This window comes from Achromobacter sp. 46006 (genome assembly GCF_059761975.1).
This window is the reverse complement of the sequence record NZ_JCBANN010000051.1, coordinates 1-23306: the sequence shown is the minus strand read 5'-3', so window position 1 is coordinate 23306 and position 23306 is coordinate 1. Positions and strand designations below refer to the sequence as shown.

18 protein-coding genes, 1 tRNA gene and 1 other RNA gene are annotated in these 23306 nt (G+C 68.8%); 4 read left to right on the top strand and 16 right to left on the bottom strand.

Going from position 1 to position 23306, the window contains the following annotated elements; all coding sequences use genetic code 11:
* Position 1: 1 nt before the first annotated feature.
* The 6 genes from dnaX to AC6LKG_RS20380 all read right to left on the bottom strand — a co-directional run bounded on the left by dnaX (position 2) and on the right by AC6LKG_RS20380 (position 10498).
* A complete protein-coding gene (dnaX, locus tag AC6LKG_RS20405) occupies positions 2-2260 on the bottom strand; it encodes a DNA polymerase III subunit gamma/tau (RefSeq protein WP_498167466.1) in 2259 nt (752 codons plus the stop codon).
* A 120-nt stretch (positions 2261-2380) separates the two neighbouring features.
* An RNA gene (ffs, locus tag AC6LKG_RS20400) (signal recognition particle sRNA small type) lies at positions 2381-2478 on the bottom strand.
* Between the two features lie 424 nt (positions 2479-2902).
* A complete protein-coding gene (locus tag AC6LKG_RS20395) occupies positions 2903-6355 on the bottom strand; it encodes a UvrD-helicase domain-containing protein (protein WP_498167464.1) in 3453 nt (1150 codons plus the stop codon).
* A gap of 3 nt (positions 6356-6358) precedes the next feature.
* Complete coding sequence (locus AC6LKG_RS20390; RefSeq protein ID WP_498167461.1) at positions 6359-9022, bottom strand: PD-(D/E)XK nuclease family protein; 2664 nt, start codon at positions 9020-9022, stop codon at positions 6359-6361.
* 98 nt (positions 9023-9120) lie between these two features.
* Positions 9121-9282 carry a hypothetical protein gene (locus AC6LKG_RS20385; protein WP_498167459.1) on the bottom strand — a complete coding sequence of 54 codons (162 nt, stop codon included), beginning with the start codon at positions 9280-9282 and terminating at the stop codon, positions 9121-9123.
* A 16-nt stretch (positions 9283-9298) separates the two neighbouring features.
* Positions 9299-10498 (bottom strand): MFS transporter, encoded by a 1200-nt coding sequence (locus AC6LKG_RS20380; protein ID WP_498167457.1) that lies wholly within the window; start codon positions 10496-10498, stop codon positions 9299-9301.
* Between the two features lie 220 nt (positions 10499-10718).
* Between AC6LKG_RS20380 and AC6LKG_RS20375 the strand changes: the two genes are divergently transcribed.
* Complete coding sequence (locus AC6LKG_RS20375; protein WP_498167455.1) at positions 10719-11672, top strand: NAD(P)H-dependent flavin oxidoreductase; 954 nt, start codon at positions 10719-10721, stop codon at positions 11670-11672.
* On the opposite strand, the gene AC6LKG_RS20370 is transcribed toward AC6LKG_RS20375, so the two are convergent.
* The 9 genes from AC6LKG_RS20370 to AC6LKG_RS20330 all read right to left on the bottom strand — a co-directional run bounded on the left by AC6LKG_RS20370 (position 11644) and on the right by AC6LKG_RS20330 (position 19504).
* Positions 11644-12087, bottom strand: a complete 444-nt coding sequence (locus tag AC6LKG_RS20370) for a type II toxin-antitoxin system VapC family toxin (protein WP_498167452.1) — start codon at positions 12085-12087, stop codon at positions 11644-11646. The genes AC6LKG_RS20375 and AC6LKG_RS20370 overlap by 29 nt on opposite strands.
* Positions 12084-12338, bottom strand: coding sequence for a type II toxin-antitoxin system Phd/YefM family antitoxin (locus tag AC6LKG_RS20365; protein WP_498167450.1), 255 nt, complete (start codon positions 12336-12338; stop codon positions 12084-12086). The genes AC6LKG_RS20370 and AC6LKG_RS20365 overlap by 4 nt, the downstream gene beginning before the upstream one ends.
* A 152-nt stretch (positions 12339-12490) precedes the next feature.
* The gene (locus tag AC6LKG_RS20360) at positions 12491-13462 is read right to left on the bottom strand and encodes a Bug family tripartite tricarboxylate transporter substrate binding protein (RefSeq protein WP_498167447.1); all 972 of its coding nucleotides are present in this window, start codon (positions 13460-13462) and stop codon (positions 12491-12493) included.
* A gap of 71 nt (positions 13463-13533) precedes the next feature.
* Positions 13534-14730, bottom strand: coding sequence for a CaiB/BaiF CoA transferase family protein (locus AC6LKG_RS20355; RefSeq protein WP_498167444.1), 1197 nt, complete (start codon positions 14728-14730; stop codon positions 13534-13536).
* On the bottom strand, positions 14727-15461 hold the full coding sequence (locus tag AC6LKG_RS20350) for an enoyl-CoA hydratase/isomerase family protein (RefSeq protein WP_498167442.1): 735 nt from the start codon (positions 15459-15461) through the stop codon (positions 14727-14729). Before AC6LKG_RS20350 ends, AC6LKG_RS20355 begins: the two co-directional genes overlap by 4 nt.
* Before the next feature lie 90 nt (positions 15462-15551).
* Positions 15552-16085: a MarR family winged helix-turn-helix transcriptional regulator gene (locus AC6LKG_RS20345; RefSeq protein WP_498167439.1), complete on the bottom strand. Its 534-nt coding sequence runs from the start codon at positions 16083-16085 to the stop codon at positions 15552-15554.
* 88 nt (positions 16086-16173) lie between these two features.
* On the bottom strand, positions 16174-17124 hold the full coding sequence (locus AC6LKG_RS20340) for a hydroxymethylglutaryl-CoA lyase (RefSeq protein WP_498167436.1): 951 nt from the start codon (positions 17122-17124) through the stop codon (positions 16174-16176).
* A complete protein-coding gene (locus AC6LKG_RS20335) occupies positions 17121-18743 on the bottom strand; it encodes an AMP-binding protein (RefSeq protein WP_498167433.1) in 1623 nt (540 codons plus the stop codon). Before AC6LKG_RS20335 ends, AC6LKG_RS20340 begins: the two co-directional genes overlap by 4 nt.
* Positions 18740-19504: an enoyl-CoA hydratase/isomerase family protein gene (locus AC6LKG_RS20330; protein ID WP_498167430.1), complete on the bottom strand. Its 765-nt coding sequence runs from the start codon at positions 19502-19504 to the stop codon at positions 18740-18742. The genes AC6LKG_RS20335 and AC6LKG_RS20330 overlap by 4 nt, the downstream gene beginning before the upstream one ends.
* A gap of 337 nt (positions 19505-19841) precedes the next feature.
* Between AC6LKG_RS20330 and AC6LKG_RS20325 the strand changes: the two genes are divergently transcribed.
* A tRNA-Arg gene (locus AC6LKG_RS20325) sits at positions 19842-19916 on the top strand.
* Positions 19917-20228: 312 nt separating this feature from the next.
* Entirely contained in the window at positions 20229-21497 is a 1269-nt protein-coding gene (gene pbpG / locus AC6LKG_RS20320; protein WP_498167428.1) for a D-alanyl-D-alanine endopeptidase, read from the top strand.
* Between the two features lie 27 nt (positions 21498-21524).
* Here pbpG and AC6LKG_RS20315 read toward each other — a convergent pair whose 3' ends face one another.
* Positions 21525-21914: a ribbon-helix-helix domain-containing protein gene (locus AC6LKG_RS20315; protein ID WP_498167425.1), complete on the bottom strand. Its 390-nt coding sequence runs from the start codon at positions 21912-21914 to the stop codon at positions 21525-21527.
* Between the two features lie 211 nt (positions 21915-22125).
* Between AC6LKG_RS20315 and adhP the strand changes: the two genes are divergently transcribed.
* Complete coding sequence (adhP, locus tag AC6LKG_RS20310; protein ID WP_498167422.1) at positions 22126-23154, top strand: alcohol dehydrogenase AdhP; 1029 nt, start codon at positions 22126-22128, stop codon at positions 23152-23154.
* Positions 23155-23306 lie beyond the last annotated feature (152 nt).

Here is a 23306-nt window from a genome sequence, read left to right as displayed (position 1 = left end):
GTTACGCGGCGGCGGAAGGAGAGTCGACGTGGCGGATCGAGCCGGCCACGACATGGGCGCCGAAGTCCGCCACCAGCGCCTGCACGAAGGGATCGACGGCGACCGCGTCCTCGGCGGCCTGCTGGCGCGCCGCGCGCTCGGCCTGTGCCACGGCGTGGGCCGTGGCTTCGCCCACGGCGCCGACGTCCACGTCCAGCCGGATGCCCTGGCCGAAGTGTTCGCACAGCACGGTCTGCAAGCGCACGCGGCTTTCGCTTTCGGCCAGCGTCTTGACCGCCACGCGCAGGATGATGGCATCGCCCTGCACGCCAGCCCATTCGCTCTGGCGCGCGAGTTCGGCGGCCAGGCCGGTGACCGGCAGGCGTGCGGCCAACTCGGGCCAGGCGGCGGCGGTCATGTCGGCAAGGCGGGCTCGCGACTGGCGCTTGCGCGCCGCAGGCGCGCTTTCGCGCCGGACAGGCGCCGCCGAGGGCGCGGGCGCCGACGAGGGTGCACTGGCCAGGGTTTCGAAATCGTCGTCGGGGTCCGACGTGAAGCCGCCATCCGGCACGAAGCCGCCTTCGGCCTCGAACGGGATTTCCTCGTCGACCCAGGACGGCGGGCCGTCGTCATCGGCGGCCGGTGCGACCGTGGCGGCCACCGGCGTCACGGCCAGCGGGGCCGATTTGGCGGGCGCCGGGGTGGCGGAGGCGTCCGTGGCAGGCGCATCCGCGACGGCGGGCGCGGCAACGGGCGATGCCATCGCCGGCACGCTCGGCACGGCGGTATTCACGGGGGACGACGGCTGGGCAGCGGCGTCGACGGCAGCCTGGACGGAGCCGGCGGCGGTCGGAGCATCTTCCCAAGGCGGCACGCTGGCAGCAACCGGCTGGGCGGGCGCGGCGGCGAGGTCCGCAACCGGGGCGGCTGCGGCCGGCGCGGGCGCGACAGCAGCCGGCGCGGCGGCTGGAACCGGCGCGACGTTCGCTTGCGGCGCGCTCGCGGGTGCGAACGGCGCAGGGGCTGTCGCCACGGGGGCCGGCGCAGGCGCAATCGGTTGTGCCACGGGTGCGACGCGATCCACCACCGGCGCGGCGGCGACCGGCGCCGCTTGCGGCGGCTGCGCTGCAGCCACGGCGGGTTCGGCGGTCTGGCGAGCTGGCGTGGCGGGCGCCTCGATGGCGGTCTGCGGACCGGCATCACCGTTGAGCGCCAGCATGCGCAGGCAGGCCATGATGAAGCCGGCATACTCGTCCGGCGCCAGGGTCAGTTCGCCGCGGCTGTGCACCGCCACCGAGTAGAACAGCTGCACCGCGTCGGGATGCAGGGTCTGCGCCAGGCGGGCGATGTCGGCCGCCAGCGGGTCTTCGGCCGGCATCGCGCCGGACACGCGCTGCTCGATGGCGACGCGCGACAGCAGCACCGCCAAGTCGGCCAGCGCGCCGGCGTACGACAGGCCGCGCGTGGCGAGTTCGTCGGCCACCGCCAGCACGCCCTTGGCATCGCCGCTGGACAGCGCGTCCAGCAGGCGCACCAGGTGGCGCTGGTCGATGGTGCCGAGCATGCCGCGCACGGCGTCTTCGGTCAGGTTGCCAGCGCTGTACGCGATGGCCTGGTCGGTCAGCGACAGCGCATCGCGCATTGAGCCGGACGCGGCCTGCCCGATCAGGCGCAGGGCCGGCACTTCGAAGCCGACCTGTTCCTCGCCCAGCACCGCCTGCAGGTGGCCCACGATGGAGTCCGCCGGCATCTGCTTCAGATTGAATTGCAGGCAGCGCGACAGCACCGTGACCGGGATCTTCTGCGGATCGGTGGTGGCGAGGATGAACTTGACGTGCGGCGGCGGCTCTTCCAGCGTCTTGAGCATCGCGTTGAACGCGTGCCCGGTGAGCATGTGCACTTCGTCGATCATGTAGACCTTGAAGCGGCCCGCGCCCGGCGCGTAGACGGCCTGCTCCAGCAACTGGGTCATTTCCTCGACGCCGCGGTTGGAGGCCGCGTCCAGCTCGAGGTAGTCGACGAACCGGCCGGCGTCGATCTCGGTGCAGGCGCGACAGACGCCGCAGGGCTTGGAAGTGATGCCGGTTTCGCAGTTGAGCGACTTGGCCAGGATGCGCGACAGCGTAGTCTTGCCGACGCCGCGGGTGCCAGTGAACAGCCAGGCATGATGCAGGCGCTGGGTGTCGAGCGCATGCGTGAGCGCGCGCACCACGTGATCCTGTCCCACGAGGGTATCGAACGATCGCGGCCGCCACTTGCGGGCCAGTACCAGATAAGTCATGGCGGGATTGTAGAGCCTTTGCAAGCGCCTATGCGGTTACCGGCGCGAAATGCAAAAGGGACGGAATCATCTTCCGGGGAAATCCCCTTGGAAAACAACCCCGTCCCCTTTGAGAAACCGGTTGGCGAGCCTTACTCCGGCACTGACCCTAAACGACTATGGCTGCTTCGTTCCCGACCTGACCAGGTTCACCGTCGAACCATGCGAAGGGGCCCGCCAAGCAAGATTCTAGCAGAGCTTCGCGTTGCTCGCTCGGCTAGCCTCTTGCTTGGCGGGCCCCGGGGGGCTGTATGTGCGCCCCCTCCCCGGCCCTCCCCCCGAGGGGGAGGGGGGAAGACTTTGCTTCGCTTGTCTTGGCGGCTCGCTTCGCTTTGCCTTGCTTTGCTTTGCCTTGCTTCGCTTTGCCTTGCTTTGCCTTGCTTTGCTTTGCCTTGCTTTGCCTTGCTTCGCTTTGCCTTGCTTTGCCTTGCTTTGCGCTGCTTTGCTTTGCCTTGCTTTGCTTTGCCTTGCTTTGCGCTGCCTTGCTTTGCGCTGCCTTGCTTTGCGCTGCCTTGCTTTGCTTTGGCTTGCTTTGCTTTGCCTGGGGCGGCGTTGGCTGCTTCGCTGCCTGGCTTACTTTGGCTTGGTTGGGGAGTGCGGGAGCTACAGGTCGATCCAGGCGCGGGCGCGGGGGAAGTAGAGGGCGGCGCGGGCCTTGCGGCCGTCCAGGGCGGTGACTTGGGCGCAGTAGCGCAGGAGCTGGTCGGCGTGGCGTTGGCGCATGCGCTGGGCGAAGGCGTCGGGGGATTCGCTGGATTGGGGGCGGCCTGTCTTGTAGTCGACGATCAGCCAGCCGTCTTCGGTGCTCAGGGCCAGATCGATCACGGAGACCTTGCCGGCGGCGTCGATGAGGGGCCATTCGCGGCGGGCGCCGGATTGGGAGAGGAGCCAGAGGCCGCGGTCGTCGGCGAGGGTGGACTGCAGCGTGTCCAGGACGGCTTCGGCGGCGGCGTCGGCCTGGCTGGCGGGGATACCGGCGCGGGTCAGTTGGCGGCGCATGGCGGGCAGGCGCTGGGCCAGGGCGTCGGCCGGCCAGGCCGCGATGCCGTCCTGGCCGATGCGGGCCAGCCAGGCGTGGGCCAGGGTGCCGATGGCGGCATCGTAGCCGGATTCGAGTTGCCAGGCGGGGTGCTCCGCGCTGTCGCCCCAGGCGCCGCGCGCGGCAGCGGCGAAACCGGGGCTGATGGCGACGTCGGCCAGGCGCGCCAATTGGGCCAGGCCATCGCTGTGTACGCGCCGCAGGGGTTCGCCCTGCCATTCGGGCCCGTCGTCGCGGGGTTCGGCGTTGTCGCCTTCCGTCGCGGGCGGCACGGGTGTTGCCAGGCACGGCCAGAGGCGGCCCAGCAGGCTGGCGGATGGCGGGGTCCTGGCCTGGCCGGTGGCGTCGTCGATGGTGACGTGGCCCACCAGGTGCAGGCGCTTGCGGGCACGGGTGGCGGCCACGTACAGCAGGCGGTCGATTTCGTAGGAAGCGCGGCGCGCCTCGCGCGCGCCGAGATAGCGCGATACCGGGTCGGCTTCGGTTTCGGCGCGCGGCTTGACCGGCCCGAACAGCACCCGTCCGCCGCTTTGCTCGAAGCGCACCAGCGGTGGCTGGTCGCCGCGCGGGGCGCGATGCAGTCCGTAGAGGATGACGGTTTCGAACTGCAGGCCCTTGGACTTGTGCATGGTCATGATCTCGACCGCGGCCTCTTCATCGGCCGCGTCGGGCGCCGCGAACAGGCGCGCAATGCCGGCGTCCAGCGCGGCCGCATCGATGGCGCCATGGGGAGCCAGGCGCTCGACCAGTTGGAACAGGCTTTCGGCATCGTTGGCCACCGAGGGGCCGCTGTAGAGCGCGGGCCCGCCCAGGCGGCGCCACAACGTCTCGACCCAGGCCGCGAACGGCATGGCGCCCGAGGCGTTGCGCGTGTCCAGCAATATCGCCGCCACTTGCCGCAGGCGCGCGTACTCATCGGGACGCAGCAGGGTTGCGGCCGAAGGCGGGGCGGCCTCGGGCGCGACAGCGTCGAACAATGATCCCTGGCGCACCGCCGGCGCGCAAAGCAAGGGAGACGCCGCGGCCTGCACCGGCGCCGGTCGCAGCAACCGTTCCAGCAACACCGGCACCGGCGTCACATGATCGCCGCCGAACAGGCGCTGCAACGACTCCAGCGTCAGGCCGCAGAACGGCGCGCGCAGCACCGACAGCCACGCCAGCCGGTCGCCCGGATGCGACAAGGCCCGCACCAACTGCACCAGGTCCGCCACCACGGGCCGCAACGCCAGCGGCACCAGGTCCACCGCCCGGCAGCGGATACCTTCCTGCGCCAGCCGGCGGGTCAGGTTGCCCAGATGGCTACGGGCCCGCACCAGGATGGCGACCGGGTGCTTGCTGCCCGCGTGTTCGGCCAGCGCCTGCCGCACCAGGCCGACGGCGATGTCCTCGGCCTGCTCTTCGGCCGACGCGGCGCCGGCGCGCGACCAGGCGGGATGGAAACGCACCGCCGGTTCCGGCAAGGCCTCGTGGAAGGCGCTGGACGGACTGTACTTGATGGCGCCCGCGGCGGCGTCGCTGCGCTTGGGCAGCAATTGCGAGAACGACTGGTTGACCCATTCCACAATGCCGGCCTGCGAGCGGAAATTGTCGGTGAGGTTGAGAAACCCCGGCTGCAATTCGCCCACGCCCTGCTCCGCCACTTCCAGGAACAGCCCTACTTCCGCCTTGCGGAAGCGGTAGATCGACTGCATCGGGTCGCCCACCAGGAACAGGCTGCGGCCGTCGCCCGCCTGCCAGCCGGCGGTCAGCGTGCGCAACAGGTCGAGCTGCGTCTGGCTGGTGTCCTGGAATTCGTCGATCAGCAGATGACGGATGGAAGCATCCAGCTTGAGCAGCAGTTCGCCAGGATCGTCGGCGCTGCCCAGCGCCGCGGCGGCGCGCTGCGAAATCTCGATGAAGTCGACCTCGCCCGTATCGGCGAAACGCAGCCGCAGTTGCGCCACGGCCAGGGTCAGCGTCATCAGTTGCGCGCCCAGCACTTCCCATTGGGCATCGCTCAATTGCGGCGCGGGGATATCGCGCACGGCGGCCAGGCGCCGCACCCACGCGGCATCGCCATCGGCGCTCTCGAGCCAGGCGACGAAAGGCTCCTTGTGCGCGCACTTGGCGGGAAAGCCAAGGTTCTTGTTGACCGTCTTGCGCAGCGAGCCGGCGCTGGTCAGCAGCAAATGCGCGACGGCGCGCCACTGCTCCAGCACCTCGGCGTCGGCCGGCAGTTCATCGGTCCAGTCGCGCAGCGCCGCCAGCCGGTCGTCTTCGCCGCCATCCTGCAACTGGGCCGCTGCCAGGCGCGCCGGACCGGACAGGGCTTCGGCCCAACCATATGGCATGGCCTCGCACAGCGCGTCCAGATCCTCGCCAATGGCCTCGGCCAGGGTTTCTTCCAGAGCCTCGCGGTCGGAGCCGTGGCGCAGCAGGGGCAGCCATTGGTCGCGCTGCCCCAGCATGTCGGCGATGGCGTCCTTGGCGGCCTGTACGTCCACGTCCATGTGCTGCAGCAGGATGCGCACCGCGTCGTAGTCGTCCGCCAGATCGAGCGTGGCACGGGCCGCGGCCTCGTAGTGCGCGCGCGCGTCGTCGGTGATCTCGGGCATGCCGCCCAGTTCGGACAGCCAGGGCATGCTGCGCACCAGCCCGGCGCAGAACGAGTCGATGGTGCGGATCGCCAGGCGCGCCGGGTGCTCCAGCAAATGCCACTGCTGCTCGTCGTTGCGCGCCAGGGCGGCGCGCGCCAGCTCCCAACTGCGGCGTTCGTGGGCGGCCTCGGGCGGCGCGTCCAGGCCGCGGCGCAGCTTGCTCAGCACGCGCGCATGCATCTCGGACGCGGCCTTGCGCGTGAAGGTGATGGCGACGATTTCCTCGGGGCGATTGACGGTGGCCAGCAGCGCCAGGATGCGGTCGGTCAGCAGCTCGGTCTTGCCGGACCCGGCGGGGGCCTGCACCAGGAACGAGCGCGCGGGGTCCAGCGCGGCCGCGCGCGCGGCGTGGTCCTGGGGCTGGCGTTCGACATCGGCCATGGCTCAGGCGTCCTCATCGTCCAGGTGCAAGCGCAGAAAGGGCAGCGCATCGCAGTATTTCAGGTCGTCGCGCCGGTAAGCGACATTGGCGGCGTGGCCCGCCACGTACTCGTCGGCCAGCGACTCGATCGCGGCGCGCCAGCGCTGGCGGATCTCGGGCCAGGAAAGGCCGTCGAAGTACTTGCTCTCGGCCGCCAGCGTCACGCCTTCCATGCCCAGGTCTTCGTCGGCCAACCCCTGCGCCGCCACCTGGCGCGCATGGATCTGGGCCAGCACCAGGCCGGCCACCTCGCCACCGGCGGCATCGGCCAGCACCGAGGCATAGAACGGCAACTGCACGTTCACCGGGCGGCTGCGCGACCAATCGGGCTCGGGCTTGGCCGCCGCCACGCCGGTTTTGTAGTCGAGGATGACATTGCGGCCGTCGGCCAGCGTGTCGATGCGGTCCAGCCGCAGTTTCAGGTGCAGCGCGCCATGGCGCCATTCGTGGTTCTTCTCGACCTGCGCCACCGCGAACGGCAGCCGCCGGGCTTCCAGGTCCAGCCACGATGCCAGCACCGTCAGCGCGCGGGCGCATTCGAGTTCCTTCAGCGCCGGCGCATACTGCTGCAGTTCTTCCTCGGCGGCCTGCGCCACCGCCTGCTCCAGCAAGACCGGCAAGCGGCCGCCGGCCAGCGTGTCGTGCAACGCCTCCTGGTCGGGCAGCATGCCCCACACCAGTTCCAATGCCTTGTGCAGGAACTGGCCGCGCACGTTCACGCTGGCCGCGTCGGCATAGGCCGCGAGTTCGCGCCCGCCCAGCCGGTGGCGCACGAACGCCCACAGCGGATTGCGCGCCTGCGTATCCAGCACGTCCAGGCCTCCGCCGCCACGGTCGTCCGATGCCAGGGGCGGGCCTTGCGCGTCGTCCAGGGTTTCCTGCGGCAAGGCGGACACGGCCGCGGCCGGCGCGGGCCGCCAATCGGTCAGGGCAGCCGCGGCGATCAGCGGCGACGGCCGCAACTCGCGTTCGCCGTCCATGTGCGCGTGGCTGACGATGACCTGCGGCGCGCAGCGGCACAGCGCCGCGTATATGCCTTCGGCCCACTCGCGTTCGCGCTCGGGCGTGGCGCGCGGCGCATTGGCCTGGCGCAATACCGCCAGCGGCAGCAACGGGTTCGGCTTGGGCGAGGCCGGCAGCACATCGTCGGTCAGCCCCAACATCCAGATACCATCCCAGAAACCGCCTTCGGCTTCCAGCAGGCCCAGCACGTCGAGCCGCGCCAGCGGATCACGCTGCGGCTGGAATGCGGCCGAGCGCGCCACGCTCTGGAGCAGGTTGACCGCGGCCACGCCGCCCAGCTTGCCGGCGGCTGGCGCCAGCGCCGAGAAGCCGCCCAGCGCCTCGCCTAGCGCGCCCAGTACCTGATAGCCGACGCTGTCCAGCGCGCCCTCGCCGGGAAAGCCAAGCGCCGTCAGCGCCGCCTTCATGCGCAGCATCCAGACATCGCTGGTGGCGTGCGTGCCCCCCTTTGTCCAGATCCCCATGGCCTGGTCCCAGGCCTGCGCCAACGGCGGCAACTGCGACAGTTGCTTGCGCCATTCCATCGCGGACAGGTGGATCTGGCCGCGGCGGCGCCAGCGCGTGTCGAGAGCGGCCATGCCGGCGCGTTCGCTGACGTCGCCCGCGCAGTGGCCCGCCAGAAGCGCGGCGCCCAGCACTTCGACGCCGCACCCCTTGCCCGCTGCGCACTCGGCCAGCGCGCGCAGCCAGGCCAGCGCGGCGCGCGCCAGCGGCCATTCGTCCAGCGGACGGCCGACCGCGACGTTGAACGCGAACGCCGGCGCGCCATCATGGCCCGCCAGCGCCTGGCTGAGGACGCGCCGCGCGAACGGCGATTCGGCTTCGAGCTGGGGCGAGACGATGGCGTAGCGGCCGGCGGGATGGCGCTTCAACTGGCTGGCGGCCCACTCGGCCGCGGCGCGCCATTCGGCGCCCTGCTCCGGCGCTTCGTAGCGACGCGGCTCGGCGGGCGCGCGCTGCGTGTCGCGCCATTGCGCGATCAGGCAGCCCTGTTCCTCGAACGCCCGCAGCAGGCGCCGAAAACGCGGCGACATATCGGTGAAACCGGCCAGGACCAGATGGCCGGGCACGGCCAGGCGGCCGTCTTCGAGCGCCCGCAGCACGCGGGCGTAGCCCTGGTTGGCGTCTTCGGCGTCAATGGCGGCCAGGACCTGGCGATAGCGTTCGCGCCAACGGGCGAAACCGCGGTATTCGTCGGTGTCGGCGCCGGACGGTACGCGCAGCGCCCACTCGTCCATGAGTTGGTCGGCGTCCATAGACAGGCGCGCGGCCTGGCTCGCGTCGAGCAGCACGCGCTCGGCCTCTTCGGCGCGAATGGCCTCGGTCCAGACCAGTTGGGTGGCGAAACCGTCGAGACGGTAGGCGGGTACGTCCTGGTCGTCCTCGAATGCCAGTTCGTTGGCGGACTCGGCCAGCCAGGCGGACAGCGGCAGGATGCGGGGCAACTCGCTGACCTGGCGTTCCTGGCGCAACAGGCCGGCCAGCTCGAGCGTGAGCCGGCGCGACAGGCGGTTGTTGACCGTCAGCAGCAAAAGATCGGCGGCGGGCATGCCACCGATTTCGGACAGGCCGAGGTCAGGATAGGAAGGCGGAGCGTCCTGCATGAAAGGGCGAAGAATCATTTACCGCCGTAGGATACCGCGAGCGCGCCCCGCCCGCGGAGTCAGCACCGGGCAGCATGGGCCGGCGCGCTGCAGGCTACCTAGAAGCCGCACAGCGAGGCCAGGTTCTCCCAGTGAATCTGCATGTCGGGCCGGGTATAACCCCAGAACGCCAGGCCCAGCACCAGCGCCAGCGCCGTCCAGCCCAGCAGCCGCCAGCCGCGGTGGCGGCGCACGGGAGCGGTGGCTGGGCGAGTGTCCATGGCGGGCTCCGGTATCTCAGGCGGCCGCCGGCCGCGCCAAGGGTTGTTCGCGCACCGGCAGGCACAGCAGCGCCGCGGCCACTGCCAATACCACACCCAGCCACCAGACCAGGTCGTAGTTGCCGGTCCTGGCATAGGCATAGCCGCCCAGCCAGACGCCGATGAAGCTGCCGACCTGATGACCCAGGAAAACAATGCCGGACAGGGTCGCGGCATAACGCAGGCCATAGATCTGGCCGATCAGCCCCTGCGTCAGCGGCACCGTGCCCAGCCAGAACAAGCCCATCCAGGCGGCGAACGCATACAGCACCCACGGCGACAGCGGCAGCCACAGCAGCAGCAGGATGCCGAAGGCGCGCATGCCGTAGACCACCGCGAGCAGGCGCTTCTTGCTGTACTGGCCGCCGAGTTTGCCGGCATAGAACGACCCCAGCACGTTGAACAGCCCGATCAGCGCGATCGCGGTGGCGCCCTGCCCCGGCGTCAGGCCGCCGTCGGTGACATAGGCCGGCAAGTGCAGCGTGATGAAGGCCGTGTGGAAGCCGCAGACGAAATAGCTCCAGAACAGGAAGTGGAACGACGGATGCCGCACCGCCTGCCGCACCGCCGCCGCCAGCGACTGCTGCGGTCCGCCGTGGGCTTGCGGACGGCCTCGCAGGAAATAGGCCAGCGGCGCCGCACAAGCAACGAACAGCGACAGCACCCACAACGCGCCAGGCCAATCCAGGCCGGTGATCAGCGCCTGCCCGGTCGGCACCACGGCAAACTGGCCGAGCGAACCGCCGGCGCTGGCGATGCCCATGGCCGTACTGCGATAGGCGGGCGGCACGGCGCGCGCCACCACCGGCAGGATCACCGGGAACGTGGTGCCGGCCTGACCCAGGCCGACCAGCACGCCGGCGCTCAGGTACAGCGTGGTCTCGTCGGTCGCGAAACGCGTGCCGATCATGCCCAGCATATAGAGCACCGCGCCCAGCGCGATGGTGCGGCCGGAGCCATAGCGGTCGGCCAGAATGCCCATGAAGATGCAGGCCACGCCCCAGACCAGGTTCTGTAACGCGAAGGCCATGGAAAACACCTCGCGGCCCCAGCCATGGGCCAGGCCCATCGGCTGCATGAACAGGCCGAAGGTGGCGCGCACGCCCATGGCCAGCAGCACCACCAGGGTGCCCAGGATGATGGTGCGCAGGTAACGCGTATCGGTAGTGCTCGGCATGGTTGTTCTTATTGATGGAGAAAAACGCCCCCTCCTCGGGGCGGCCGGGCCTTGGGCCAGACGCGCACATCATAAACAAATAACGTGGAGCAATCGGGAATACCCGCGTCGGCGCATCGCACATGGCGTGCGCGATGCGCTCGCCGGACTGCCATTCGGAATATAGTTGATTTTATCAACCATATATTCCAGAATGGGCTTTTCCCCATCCTGATAAGCCATGACTCTGCAAACCCCGCTGACCCGCCTGCTGGGCACGCGTTATCCCATCATCCAGGGCGGCATGAGCTGGGCCTCGTCGAATGCGGCGCTGGCGCTGGCGGTGTCGCGCGCCGGCGGACTCGGCGTGATCGCGGCCGGCCCGATGTACCCCGAGGCGCTGCTGGCCGCCATCCGCGAGGTGCGCGCCGGCACCGACGCGCCCTACGCCGTCAACATTCCGCTGTACAACAAGCGCGCGCAGGAGCACATGGACATCGCCCTGGCCGAAGGCGTGCCGGTCATCATCGCGTCGCAGGGCGGACCGCAGAAGCACATCGGCCGCGCGCGCGAGGCCGGCGTCAAATGGCTGCAGGTGATCGCCAGCCCCGAACACGCCGCCAAGGCCGAAGCGGCCGGCGTGGACGCGGTGATCGCCGTCGGCCTGGAAGCCGGCGGCCATCCCGGCCCCGATGAAGTCGGCCTGCAGGTCCTGCTGCGTTCAGTGGTGCGGCGCGTGTCGGTGCCAGTGGTGGCGGCCGGGGGCATCGCCGACGGCGCCGGCATCGCCGCCGCGCTGTGCCTGGGCGCGGCCGGCGCGCAACTGGGCACCCGCTTCCTGCTGACGCCCGAGGCCGGCGTGTGCGATGCCTACAAGGATGCGGTGCTGGCGGCCGGCGTCGCCGACACCACGCTGGTGGGCCGCGGCCGTTCGCCCGTGCGCATGCTGCGCAACGCGTTTGCCCGCGACTACCTCGCGGCCGAACGGGGCGGCGACGAGGCCACGCTGGAAACGATGTTCGCCCGCAGTTCCTTGAAGCAGGCCGCCTTCGACGGCGACGTGCAGGGCGGCAAGGTCGAGGCCGGCCAGAGCGCGGGATTGATCGACAGCCTGCAGCCGGCCGGCGCGGTGGTCGAGCAACTGGTGGCGCAAACGCGCGACGCGCTCAGGCGCGCGGCGTTGCTGGCGGGGTGAGCCAGGGATTCACAAGGTTGACGCCGCAACCGGAAAAATCAGACACGTTCCGCGTCACAAGCGTCATCCCGTGCACCAGCGCGGTCGCGGCAATGAAGGCGTCCCGCTCGGGACGCAGATCCGGCACATGCAATCTGGCGCAGCGCAATGACACCGCCGTATCGAGCGGTAAGGTCCGGTCGGAGAATTCCGGCAAGACGCGATCGCGCATCCAGGCGCGCAGGCGGCTGCCTTGCCCGGCATCCCGCCGCTCGATGCGCAGGATGCCGATCTCGATTTCCATGAGCGTGATCGCCGAGACGTAGAAATTCGCCGCGTCCTCGTTGGAGAACCAGGCGACCACGTTCACGTCCGCCCTGCCGTCGCCCGCCTTGCGCAACTCGGACAGCACGTTGGTATCCAGCAGGAACATCATTCGACGTCCGCGGGGCGGGGCAGCTCGCGTGAACGAGGGGCATCGAGTTCGATCCCGGCAAGGCCCGGCATCGACAACGCGCTGACGAGATTTCGTTTTTGGCCGACCAGGCGCCAATATTCTTCGATGCCGAGCAGGACATGGGATGGCTTGCCGCGGTCCGTGATGAACACCGGGCCGAGCAGGGCCGCCTTCTTGGCGCGGGTCACGTCCTGATTGAGTTCCCGGCTGGACAGTGTGGTGATGGACATGGCGCATCCCTTGATCCTTGCAAATAACGTAGTAACGTTACTACGTTGGAATTGACAAAACAACCCCGGCAGCCGAAGCCACCGGGCGGATTGTCCCGCTCATCAGGATGCAACCAGGGCGGCGAACCATCATTCTGGCCGCCGGAATAGTCCTATTTCTTCATCAGCCCCGCCGCCTGCACCAGCTTGCGCATGGCGGTCTGGTCCTTCTCCACGAAGGCCGTGGCTTGCTGTGGCGTCATGTTCCACAGGTCCACGCCCTGCGCTTGCATCAGCTTGCTGTACGCGGGATCGGCGTTGACCTTGGCCACCGCCTCGTTCAGCCGCTGCAGAATCTCCGGCGGCGTGCCCTTGGGCGCGGCCAGGCTGTACCAGGAGGCGGACTCCGCGCCCTTCACGCCGGATTCGGCCAGCGTCGGCACATCTGGCAGCAACGGCGAGCGGTGGTCGTTGGCGTAGGCCAGCGCCTTGAGCCGACCGCTACGGATGAACTGCAGGCTGGCGGCCAGGTTCAGCACCGCCATGTCCACCTGCCCGCCGACCAGGTCATTGATGGCGGGCGCCGCGCCGCTATAGGGAATGTGGACGATGTCCACGCCGGTGCGTTCACGGAACAATTCGGCGCCCAGGTGGGGCGAGCTGCCCGGCCCGGCCGAGGCATAGTTGATGCGGCCCGGCTCCTTGCGCGCCATCGCGATCAACTGCTCGATGTTGTCGGCCTTGAGCGTGGGCCGCACCACCAGCATGTTGGGCTGGTTGGCGACGATCGAGACGAAGGCGAAGTCCTTGATGCCGTCGTACGGCGTCTGCTGCATCAGCGGCGTCACCACGTGGGCGGCCGAGGTGCCGAGCAACAGCGTGTAGCCGTCCGGCTTGGCTCGCGCCACGAAGTTGGCGCCGATGGCCGCGCCGCCGCCCGCCTTGTTTTCGACGATGACAGCCTTGCCCAACTGCTTTTCCAGCTCGCGCGCCAGCGCCCGCCCCAGCACGTCGGCGGGACCGCCGGCCGCATACGGGTTGACCAGCGTGATCGGCTGCGTGGGATAGGAATCGGCGGCGACGGCAGGAGCGCACAGCGCGCCCGCCACCGCTGCGCCGCACAACAGGCGCTTCAGAGTCTTCATGGTTTGTCTCCTGGGATATTGTGTTTTATGTGTGATGCGGGGAAAGGCCCCGGGGCCCATGGCCCCGATGGCTAGATCGCGCCCTGCGCGCGTAAAGTCTCGATCTGCGCCGGCGACAGGCCGAGCCGGCCGGCCAGCACGCTGTCGGTGTGCTCGCCCAGCAAGGGCGGGCGCTCCAGCCTCGGATCGTCGAAACCGTCGAACTTGAACGGCACCGGCACGGCGCCGAAGCGGCCGATGGACGGATGCTCGTAGCTGGCCACCATGCCGCGCGCCAGCACGTGCTCGTTGCGCAGGATCTCCTCCACATCCAGGATCGGGCCGGCCGGCACGCCGCGCGCGTCGCAGCGGCGGCACAGTTCGTCGCGCGTCAGGCGCGCGGCGGCGGCCGACAGGCCGGCCATGACCTCGTCACGGCGCGCCACGCGCACGGCGTTGCGCGCCAGCTCCGGATCGTCGGCCCACTGCGGCAGGTCCAGCGCCTCGCACAGCGGCTTCCAGTGCTGGTCGCTGCCGGTGATCTGCACCCAGCGGCCGTCGCCGCACTCGAAGGCGGCGGAGGGCACCCGGCCGGGATGCTCGGTGCCCAGCCGTGGCGGCACTTCGCCCAGCGCGAAGTAACGCGCGGCTGCCAGCGACAGCAGTCCCACCTGTCCGTCCAGCATGGAGAAGTCGATGTGGCAGCCCTGCCCCGATCGCGCCCGTCCCACCAGCGCCGACAGGATGCCGATGGCGGCCCACAGGCCCGAGGTCAGGTCGCTCACCGGCAGGCCCGGCTTGACCGGACCGCCGCCGCGCTCGCCGGTCAGGCTCATGATCCCGCCCATGGCCTGGAACACGGTGTCATAGCCCTTGCGCGGCGCGTACGGCCCGGTCATGCCGAACCCGGTACACGAGAAATAGATCAGGCCGGGGTGGTCCGGCGCGATGTGCTCGCGGTCCAGGCCATATTTGGCGAGCGTGCCGACCGGGAAGTTCTCGACCACCACGTCGCAGGTCTGCGCCAGGCGCCGGATCACGGCCTGCCCCTCGGGATGGCGGAAGTTCACCGTGACCGACCGCTTGCTGCGGTTGAATGCAAGGTAATAGGCCGACTCGGTGCCGCCCTCGCCTTGCACCTTGGGTTCGAAGCCGCGCGTCTCGTCGCCGCCGCCGGGCTGCTCGACCTTGATGACCTCGGCGCCCAGCTCGGCCAGGATCATCGAGGCGAACGGGCACGCCAGCACGCGCGACAGGTCCAGGATGGTGACGCCTTCAAGCGGCCTCATCGCGCCGCTCCCTGGCGAAAGCCGCGCATGATGACGTTGGCGTCGCGGCCCACGCCCAGCGCCTCGCCCAGCCCCAGGTCAGCCGCGCGGTGGAAGGCGCGCTTGGTCAGGCCCATGGCGGCCGGCTCCCAGCCGGCCAGGCGCTGCGCCATCGCCAACGCCTGGTCCAGCACCTGCGCGGCGGGCGCGACACGGTTGGCGATGCCCAGTTGCAATGCACGCGCGCCGTCGATCGGCTCGGCCATCGCCACCAGTTCGAAGGCATGCTTGCGGCCGACCTGCCGTACCAGATTGGCCATGACCACCGCGGCCACGATGCCGTGGCGCAGTTCCGGATAGCCAAAGCGCACGTCCTCGGCCATCACCGTCAGGTCGCAGGCCAGCGCCAGGCCGGCGCCGCCGCCGAGCGCGTTGCCATGGACCGCGCCGATCACGGGTTTGACCATGCGCGAGAACACCAGGTGCAGGTCAGTGGTGAGATCCGCGCGGCGCAGCACCGCGTCCGGCTGCTCGGGTGTCAGCGCCGAGAACTCGGTGGTGTCGGCGCCGGCACAGAACGACTTGCCGTTGCCCGCCAGCACCACGGCGCGGATCGTGTCATCGCGGTCGGCCTGGCGCAACGCGTCCAGCAATGACGTGGTCAGCGCGGTGTTCAGGGCGTTGTGCTTTTCCGGACGGTTCAGGCGCAACAGCCGGACGGCGTCCAGGTCTTCGATGATCAGTTCCGACATCACGGATATCCTCTGCCAATGGCAACAACGAAAGTGATTGATTAAATCAACAATAAAGGTAAAAAAAGGCGCGAGCCCGCGCCCACGCGTTCAGCGCGGCTGCACGCCGCGGCCGCGACGCGCCGGCACCTCCGCCTTGCATTCATTCAGCATATCCAGCGCATGCGCCGTCAGCTTGTCCAGCATGCGCTCCATGGCTTCGCGCTCGGCCTCCGACAGCACCGACAGCATGTCCTCGTTGCGCTCGATAGCGGCCGGGAAGATCTCGTCATACAGCGCGCGGCCGGCGCGTGTCAGGTCCAGGCTGACGCCGCGGCCGTCCTGGCTGTCGGCGCTGCGCTGGATCAGGCCGCGTTCGATCAGTTCGGACACGGTGCGGCTGGCCTGGCTCTTGTCGATGTTGGCCTCGCGCGCCACCGCGTTCAGCGACATGTCCGGCGCCGCGCCCAGCAGCGCGATGATGCGCCACTCGCGCGGGCCCACGCCGTAGCGACTTTCGTTCAGGCCGGCGGCAATGCGGCTGGACACGTAGGCCAGCCGGTTCAGGCGGTACGAGAACAGTTCCTTCAACGCGCGGGGCGCGGGGCGCGCGGTGGCGGACTTGGATGCGGTGCGGGTGGCCATGGGCGGACTCTTCAGATGCGGAACAAAACGGCGCGCGCGCGCGTCGCGCGCCGCTGCCCGCATGATATACAAACGCGGGCGGCGATCATCATGCGGCCGCCTCCCGCGCAACGCCGAGCAGCGGGTTCAAGCCGCTTTGCGCCACCCGGCTGTGCAGCGCGCGCCCCAGCACCGCCTCGCAATGGCGCGACACCGCGTCCATCGCCGCCAGGTCCAGGCCGGTGCGCACGCCCATGGACTCGAACAGATTGACCAAGTCCTCCGTCGCCACGTTGCCGGTATGACCGCCGCCGTAGCGTACTTTGGCCGGATGGCCGCCGACACCGCCGAACGCGCAATCGAAGTGCGTCACGCCCGCCTCCAGCGCGGCCACGTAGTTCACCAGGCCGGTGGCGCGCGTGTCGTGGAAATGCGCCACCGGCGTCACCTCGGGCACCTCGCGCGCCATCCGGCCATACAGGCCGCGCACCGAGGCCGGCGTGGCCATGCCGGTGGTGTCGCCCAGCGTGACGATGCGCACGCCCAGCGCGGCGAAGCGGCGCACGTCGGCCATCACCGTGTCGGGATCGACAGCGCCTTCGAAGGGACAGCCGAACGCCACCGAGATCGTGCCGATCAGGCGAAAACGGCCGTTCGCCAGGCGCGCCATCGCGGCGATGTTGTCCCATTGGGCGGCGCGCTCACGCTTGAGGTTGCGCGTCGAATGCGATTCGCTGGCCGAGACCAGCAGGCTGATCTCGTTGGCGCCGATACCGGCATCCAGGTCGACCAGCGCGCGCTCGACGGCGCGTTCGTTGGCGCAGGTGGCCTTGTACCAGACGCCCGCGCGCCGCGGCAGCGCCGCCAGCAACTCGGTGGCATCGGCGAATTGCGGCACGATCTTGGGATTGGAATACGAGGTCGCCTCGATCCGTTCAAAGCCCAGCGCCGCGAAACGGTCGATCAGGTCAATCTTGACCGCCGTGCCGATGAAGTCGGGCTCATGCTGCAGCCCATCGCGCGCGAAGCATTCGCACAGCACCACGTCGCGCGCGCTCATGCCTGTTGCTCCAGCCCGAACAGCGCCAGCGCGTGGGCGCGCAGCTTGTTCTTCTGCACCTTGGAACTGCCGGTCATGCCGATGTGCTCGAAGCTGTCGACGATCTCGACATAGCGCGGCACCTTGAAGTTGGCGCAACGCGCCTTGCACCAGGCCGTCAGTTCCTCCGCTGTGCACTCCTGGCCGTCCTTGAGCAACACGAACGCCGCCGGCACTTCGCCCAGGCGCGCATCGGGCACGCCGACCACTTGCGCCATGCGCACGGCGGGATGGCCGTGCAGGGTCTCTTCCACCTCCGCCGGCGCGACGTTCTCGCCGCCCACGCGGAACATGTCCTTGAGGCGGCCCACCATGCGCAACCGGCCCGCCGCGTCCATTTCGCCCAGGTCGCCGGTGCTGAGCCAGCCATCCGCGCCGAGCGCCCGGGCGGTGGCCTCCGGCATCTTGTAGTAGCCCTTCATCACGCTCCAGCCGCGCGCCTGGATCTCGCCCTGCATGCCGGCCGGCAATGGCTCGCCCGTGCCCGGGTCCACCACCCGCACCTGCATGCCGGGATGCGGCAACGCCCACCCCATGGCGCGCAGCTCGAACGGATCGTCGTGCGCGGACAGGGTGATGTTGGGCGAGGCTTCCGATTGGCCGTAGGCATTGCAGATAGCGGGCACGCCCATCACGTCGCGGATCTTCTGCATCACCTGCGGACCGGCCGCCGCCCAGCCACCGCGCAGGTGAATGCGCGCCCGATCGAAATCGGGATGGCCCATCAACATGAGGAAGATGGTGTCGTTGCCGGAAGTCAGCGTGCAGCGTTCTTCGTCGAGCATGCGCAACGCTTCGGCCACGTCGAACTTCGGCAGCGTCAGCAGGCAGCAACCGGTCATCAGGCTCACCAGGATCGACAAGGTCGTGCCGGCCACATGGAAGTACGGACGGATACTGAAATAGCGGTCGTCCGGCCGCACGCCGATGCGCTGCGCCGCGGCCCAGGCATTGGTCAGCATGTTGGCGTGCGTCAGCATCACGCCCTTGGGAAACGAGGTGGTGCCCGAGGTGTACTGGATCAGCAGGACGTCGTCGGGCGCCACGGCGCGCATGGCGTCATCGAGCTCGGCATCGCCGGCCGCGGCGCCCGCGCAGAGGAAGTCATGCCACGACTGCGCCCCCTTGGGGCAACGCTCGCCCAGCACCACCACGCGCCGCAGCAACGGCAGGGCCTGTCCGGGCAGCGCTGTGTCCAGCGCCGGCTCGACCTGCGCCAGCAGATCGAGGAAGTCGATGCCCAGGAACGTGTCGGCGGTCAGCAGCAGCTGGACGTCCGCCTGCTTGAGGCAGAACGCCAGCTCATCGGTCTTGAAGCGGGTGTTGACCGGCACCGTCACGACGCCGAGCATGGCACAGGCGTAGAACACCTGTACCCAGGTGCCGCCGTTGCCCAGCAACACGCCGACGTGGTCGCCACGGCGCACGCCCGCCGCATGCAGCCCCCGGGCGATACGGCGCGCAGCCTCGTGCAGCGCCGCCCAGGTATGGCGTTCGCCCGGCGCGACGAAGGCTTGCGCGGCGCCGCGCTCGGCCACCTGACGCGCCAGCGCCCGCGACAGGGTGGTCGCTTCGATCATGCCTGGTCTCCCGTCGCGCCGAATCCGGCGATAGCCTGCTTCCAGTCCGTGCCGCGCAGGTTTTCCTCGATGGCCAGCAACTCGATCGCCATCGCGCCTTCGCGCGTCGTCGCCAATCCCTGGTCGATACTGCGCTTGGTCAGTCTGACGGTCAGGGGCGCGGCGCGCGCAATGGCCGCGGCCATCTGCGCCGCCTCGGCGGCAAGCGCCTCGGGCGCATAGACCTGGTTGACCAGGCCGATCTCGCGCGCCTCGGCAGCGTCGAAGCGGCGGCCGGTAAACAGCAGTTCCTTGGCCTTGCGGGCGCCGGCGATGCGCGGCAGGCGCTGGGTGGCGCCTACAGTGCCCCAACCCACCTCCGGATAGCAGAACGTGGCCTCGGACGAGGCCAGCACGAAGTCGCAGGCCGCGGCGATCTCGCAACCGGAACCGAACGCGGCGCCCTGCACCACCGCGATCACCGGCTGCGGCATGCGTTCGATGGCGGCATAGGCGGCGAAACCCTGCACGCGGCGCGCCGTCATTTCGGCGTTCGACATGGTCTTGCGCTCTTTCAGGTCGGCGCCGGCACAGAACGCCGACCCCGCCGCGGCGATCCGCACGACATGCGCATCGGGGTTGTCCGCCAGTTGCTGCATGACCTGCACCAACTCGGCGCACATCAGGGAATTGAGTGCATTGCGGCTGTCGGGACGATTCAGCGTCACCGTGGCGACACGGTCCTGCAGGTCCAGCAGGATCGTGTGGAAAGTCGGGGTCATGCCTGCTCCTGGATGTTCTGGGTAGGGGGCCGAAGGGACCACGCTGAGCGCGGCGCCGTCCGGCCATGCGGGCAATATAGGGCATATAGTTGATTTAATCCACTACTTTTCGGCAAATGCGGCGCCCGTCCCGAGCGCCACGACGCCGCGCCCGCCAGCGAGGCTTCCGGTCGCCTGATAGACTGCGCCTGGTCGGGTATGATCGCCACGCAATGGTGATACACTTGCGCCCCTTGGTCTTTCCCTGGAATATCAATGCACTAGCCCGCTGCACGGGCCGGCTGGTGCCGACGGGGCCGGATCACCGCGGGAGAGGCAGCCACGCCATCCCCACCGTCTCGCCGTAGTTAAATGGATATAACCGGCCCCTCCTAAGGGTCAATTGGTGGTTCGATTCCACCCGGCGAGGCCACCCCTCCCGGCCTCGATCACGCAGGCCCATCGCAAGCCGTTCCCACGCATTCAGCCAACTGAGGGTTATTCCGGGCTACGCTCACACGCCGCCCGCCAGTAGCGTCGCGGAACGCGTGCGGCGACGAGTACGTCATCCGTCAATACGACCCCGATATTTTTTTTCCCGATGAGGGTGAATCGTCTTGCGCACAACTTGAAATTGCTGTTTAAATTCGACGCGTAAGCCCCTAATTCATCTGGACTTTTCCGGAACCGCCACAAGCCCGATCCGGGAAACGATTCTTCACAGACTGACAAGCCTGCTCAAACCATGGCATTTACCTGGAAACGTGCAATTGCGAACGCGATAGCGCCGGCGGCGCTGGCGATGTGCGCGCTCCTGCCCTCTGCCGCGCTCGCCGCGAAGAACACCGATCCTTGCAAGACCAACGCCAAGTCGGCCGCCTGCAAGGCGCAACAAGCCAAGAAAGCCCCCGCGCCCACCAAGAAGGCCGGCGCCCCCAAACAGAGCGCGGCCAAAGGCGCGCCCAAGGCCGCCGCCGGCAAGCAAGCCGCGCCGAAGTCGGCCGCCGCAAAAGCCACGCCCAAGGGCGCCACAGGCAAACAGGCCGCAGGCAAGGGCGCGCCCAAGCAAGTTGCCGGCAAGAAGGCGCCGCCCAAGGGTGGCAAGCAGGCCGTCGCCCAACACGGAACATCCAAGAAGGGCGCTGCCGGCAAGAACGGCAAGCCGAACAAGCCGTCGCGCGCGCAGCGCACGGCTGCCGCCGCAGCTGCGGCGGCCATGCCGCCGCCCGCGGTGTCGGTGCGCGCCGAGGCCGCCGCGCTGCGTTCCAGCACGGCCTATGTGCAGGACCTGGCCACGTCCACCGTTATCTTCGCCAAGAACGAAAACGTGGTGCGCCCGATTGCCTCGATTTCCAAGCTGATGACTGCCGTGGTCGTGGTGGACGCCAACCAGCCCATGGACGAGATGCTCGAAATCACCGATGACGACATCGACGGCCTCAAGCACACCACCTCGCGCCTGCGCGTGGGTACCCGCCTGTCGCGCGGCGACATGCTGCACCTGGCGCTGATGTCTTCCGAGAACCGTGCCGCCAACGCGCTGGGCCGCAATTACCCGGGCGGCCTGCCCGCCTTCGTGGCGGCCATGAACGCCAAGGCGCAGTCGCTGGGCATGACCAGCACGCATTTCATCGAGCCCACCGGCCTGTCCAGCAACAACGTCTCGTCGCCGCACGACCTGGCCCGACTGCTGCGCGCCGCGGCGCAGCGCCCGTTGATCCACCGCTATTCCACCGATACCGAGTACGACGTCGAGATCAACAACCGCACGCAGACGTTCCGCAACACCAACCTGCTGGTGCGCAAGCCCGACTGGGACATCAAGGTGTCCAAGACCGGCTACATCAACGAAGCCGGAGAATGCCTGGTGATGCTGGCGCGCATCAATGGCCGCGACCTGGCCATCGTGCTGCTGGATTCGCAGGGCAAGTTGTCGCGCATCGGCGATGCCGTGCGCATCCGCCGCATCGTGCAGAGCGAAGTGGCCATGGCTTCGACCCAGCCAGGCGGCTGAGCCACGCCTGCCCGTCGTGGCGCGGGCCTATGCCGCCACAGGCCGCTTGGGGCGCAGGGGCTGCGGGTCGTACATGGACGGCGGCAGCCCGTCGAGCACAGCCTTGGCATTGAGCGAACGGATCGGCACCGTCGCATCCGCGGGAATGCGGCCCTCGGCCTGCAGCAGTTGATAACGCAGGCAGCACACTCGCAGGAACGAGGTGAAATTGGCGGCCTCGCCGCGATACGCCACCAGTTCGTCGTAGAGGCGCTCGATCAGTTGCGTCACCCGCATGCCATCGCGCGCCGCGATTTCTTCCAGCACCCGCCAGAACAATTGCTCCAGCCGCAGGCTGGTGGCCGCGCCATGCAGGCGCAGGGAACGGGTCTCATACGCGTAGGACTGTTCGCTCGCGCGGATGAAGATTTCACACATGGGCGCTCCTGTTGCGGAAACGATGTTCGCAGGCCACTGTACGACGATAGCCGGCGCCGCGGCAAGACGGGCCCCGGCCCAGGCGCCGCGGCCGAATCTGCAACCACACGTATCCATCGTCCCCCACGTCCGATGCCCGTTGATAAAAATCAAGACCTCGGACGCGTCTCCATCCGAGCATGCTAAGACTGATCTGACTTCGGAGGTAACGATGCATAAAACGATGAAGGCTGCCGTGGCTCGCGCGTTCGGCAAGCCCCTGGAAATCGAAGAAGTCGAGGTACCACGCCCGCGCGCGGGCGAATTGCTGGTGAAGATCGAGGCTTGCGGCGTCTGCCACACCGACCTGCACGCGGTCGAGGGCGACTGGCCGGTCAAGCCCAACCCGCCTTTCATCCCGGGCCATGAGGGCGTAGGCCACGTGGTGGCGGTGGGCGAAGGCGTGACGCACGTGAAAGAAGGCGACCGTGTCGGCATCCCCTGGCTGTACTCCGCCTGCGGCCATTGCGAGCATTGCCTGGGGGGCTGGGAAACGCTTTGCGAGCAGCAGCAAAACGCTGGCTATTCCGTCAACGGCGGCTTTGCCGAATATGCGCTGGCGGCGGCGGACTACGTGGGCCTGCTGCCAAAGAACGTCGGCTTCGTCGAGATCGCGCCGGTACTGTGCGCGGGAGTCACGGTCTACAAGGGGCTGAAAATGACGGACACCCGGCCCGGCAACTGGGTGGTGATTTCCGGCATCGGCGGCCTGGGGCACATGGCGGTGCAATACGCGCGCGCCATGGGCCTGAACGTGGCGGCGGTGGACATCGACGACGACAAGCTGGCATTCGCCAAGCGCCTGGGCGCGGAGGTGGTCGTGAACGCCAAGACCACCGATCCGGCGACCTATCTGAAGCAGGAAATCGGCGGCGCCCATGGCGCGTTGATCACGGCCGTTTCGCCCAAGGCGTTCGAGCAGGCGCTGGGCATGGTGCGCCGTGGCGGCACGGTGGCGCTGAACGGCCTGCCGCCGGGCGACTTTCCGCTGTCGATCTTCGACATGGTACTCAACGGCGTGACGGTGCGCGGCTCGATCGTCGGCTCGCGGCTGGACCTGCAGGAATCGCTGCAATTCGCCGAGGAAGGCAAGGTCCACGCCACCGTGGCAACCGAGAAACTGGAGAACATCAACAGTGTGTTCGACCGCATGCGCCGCGGCCAAATCGAAGGCCGCATCGTGCTGGACATGGCGGCGTAGCCCGGCGCCGCCATGAATGACAGAAGGCGCCGACGGCTGACACTATTTTTTACCCCGCCCCGAGGCTGTGGCTGTCATCGTCGCCGGTACACTACGGTGATTCCTCAAGGAGCCATATGTCGATTCAATCGTTGGGCCGCTACGGTATTGTG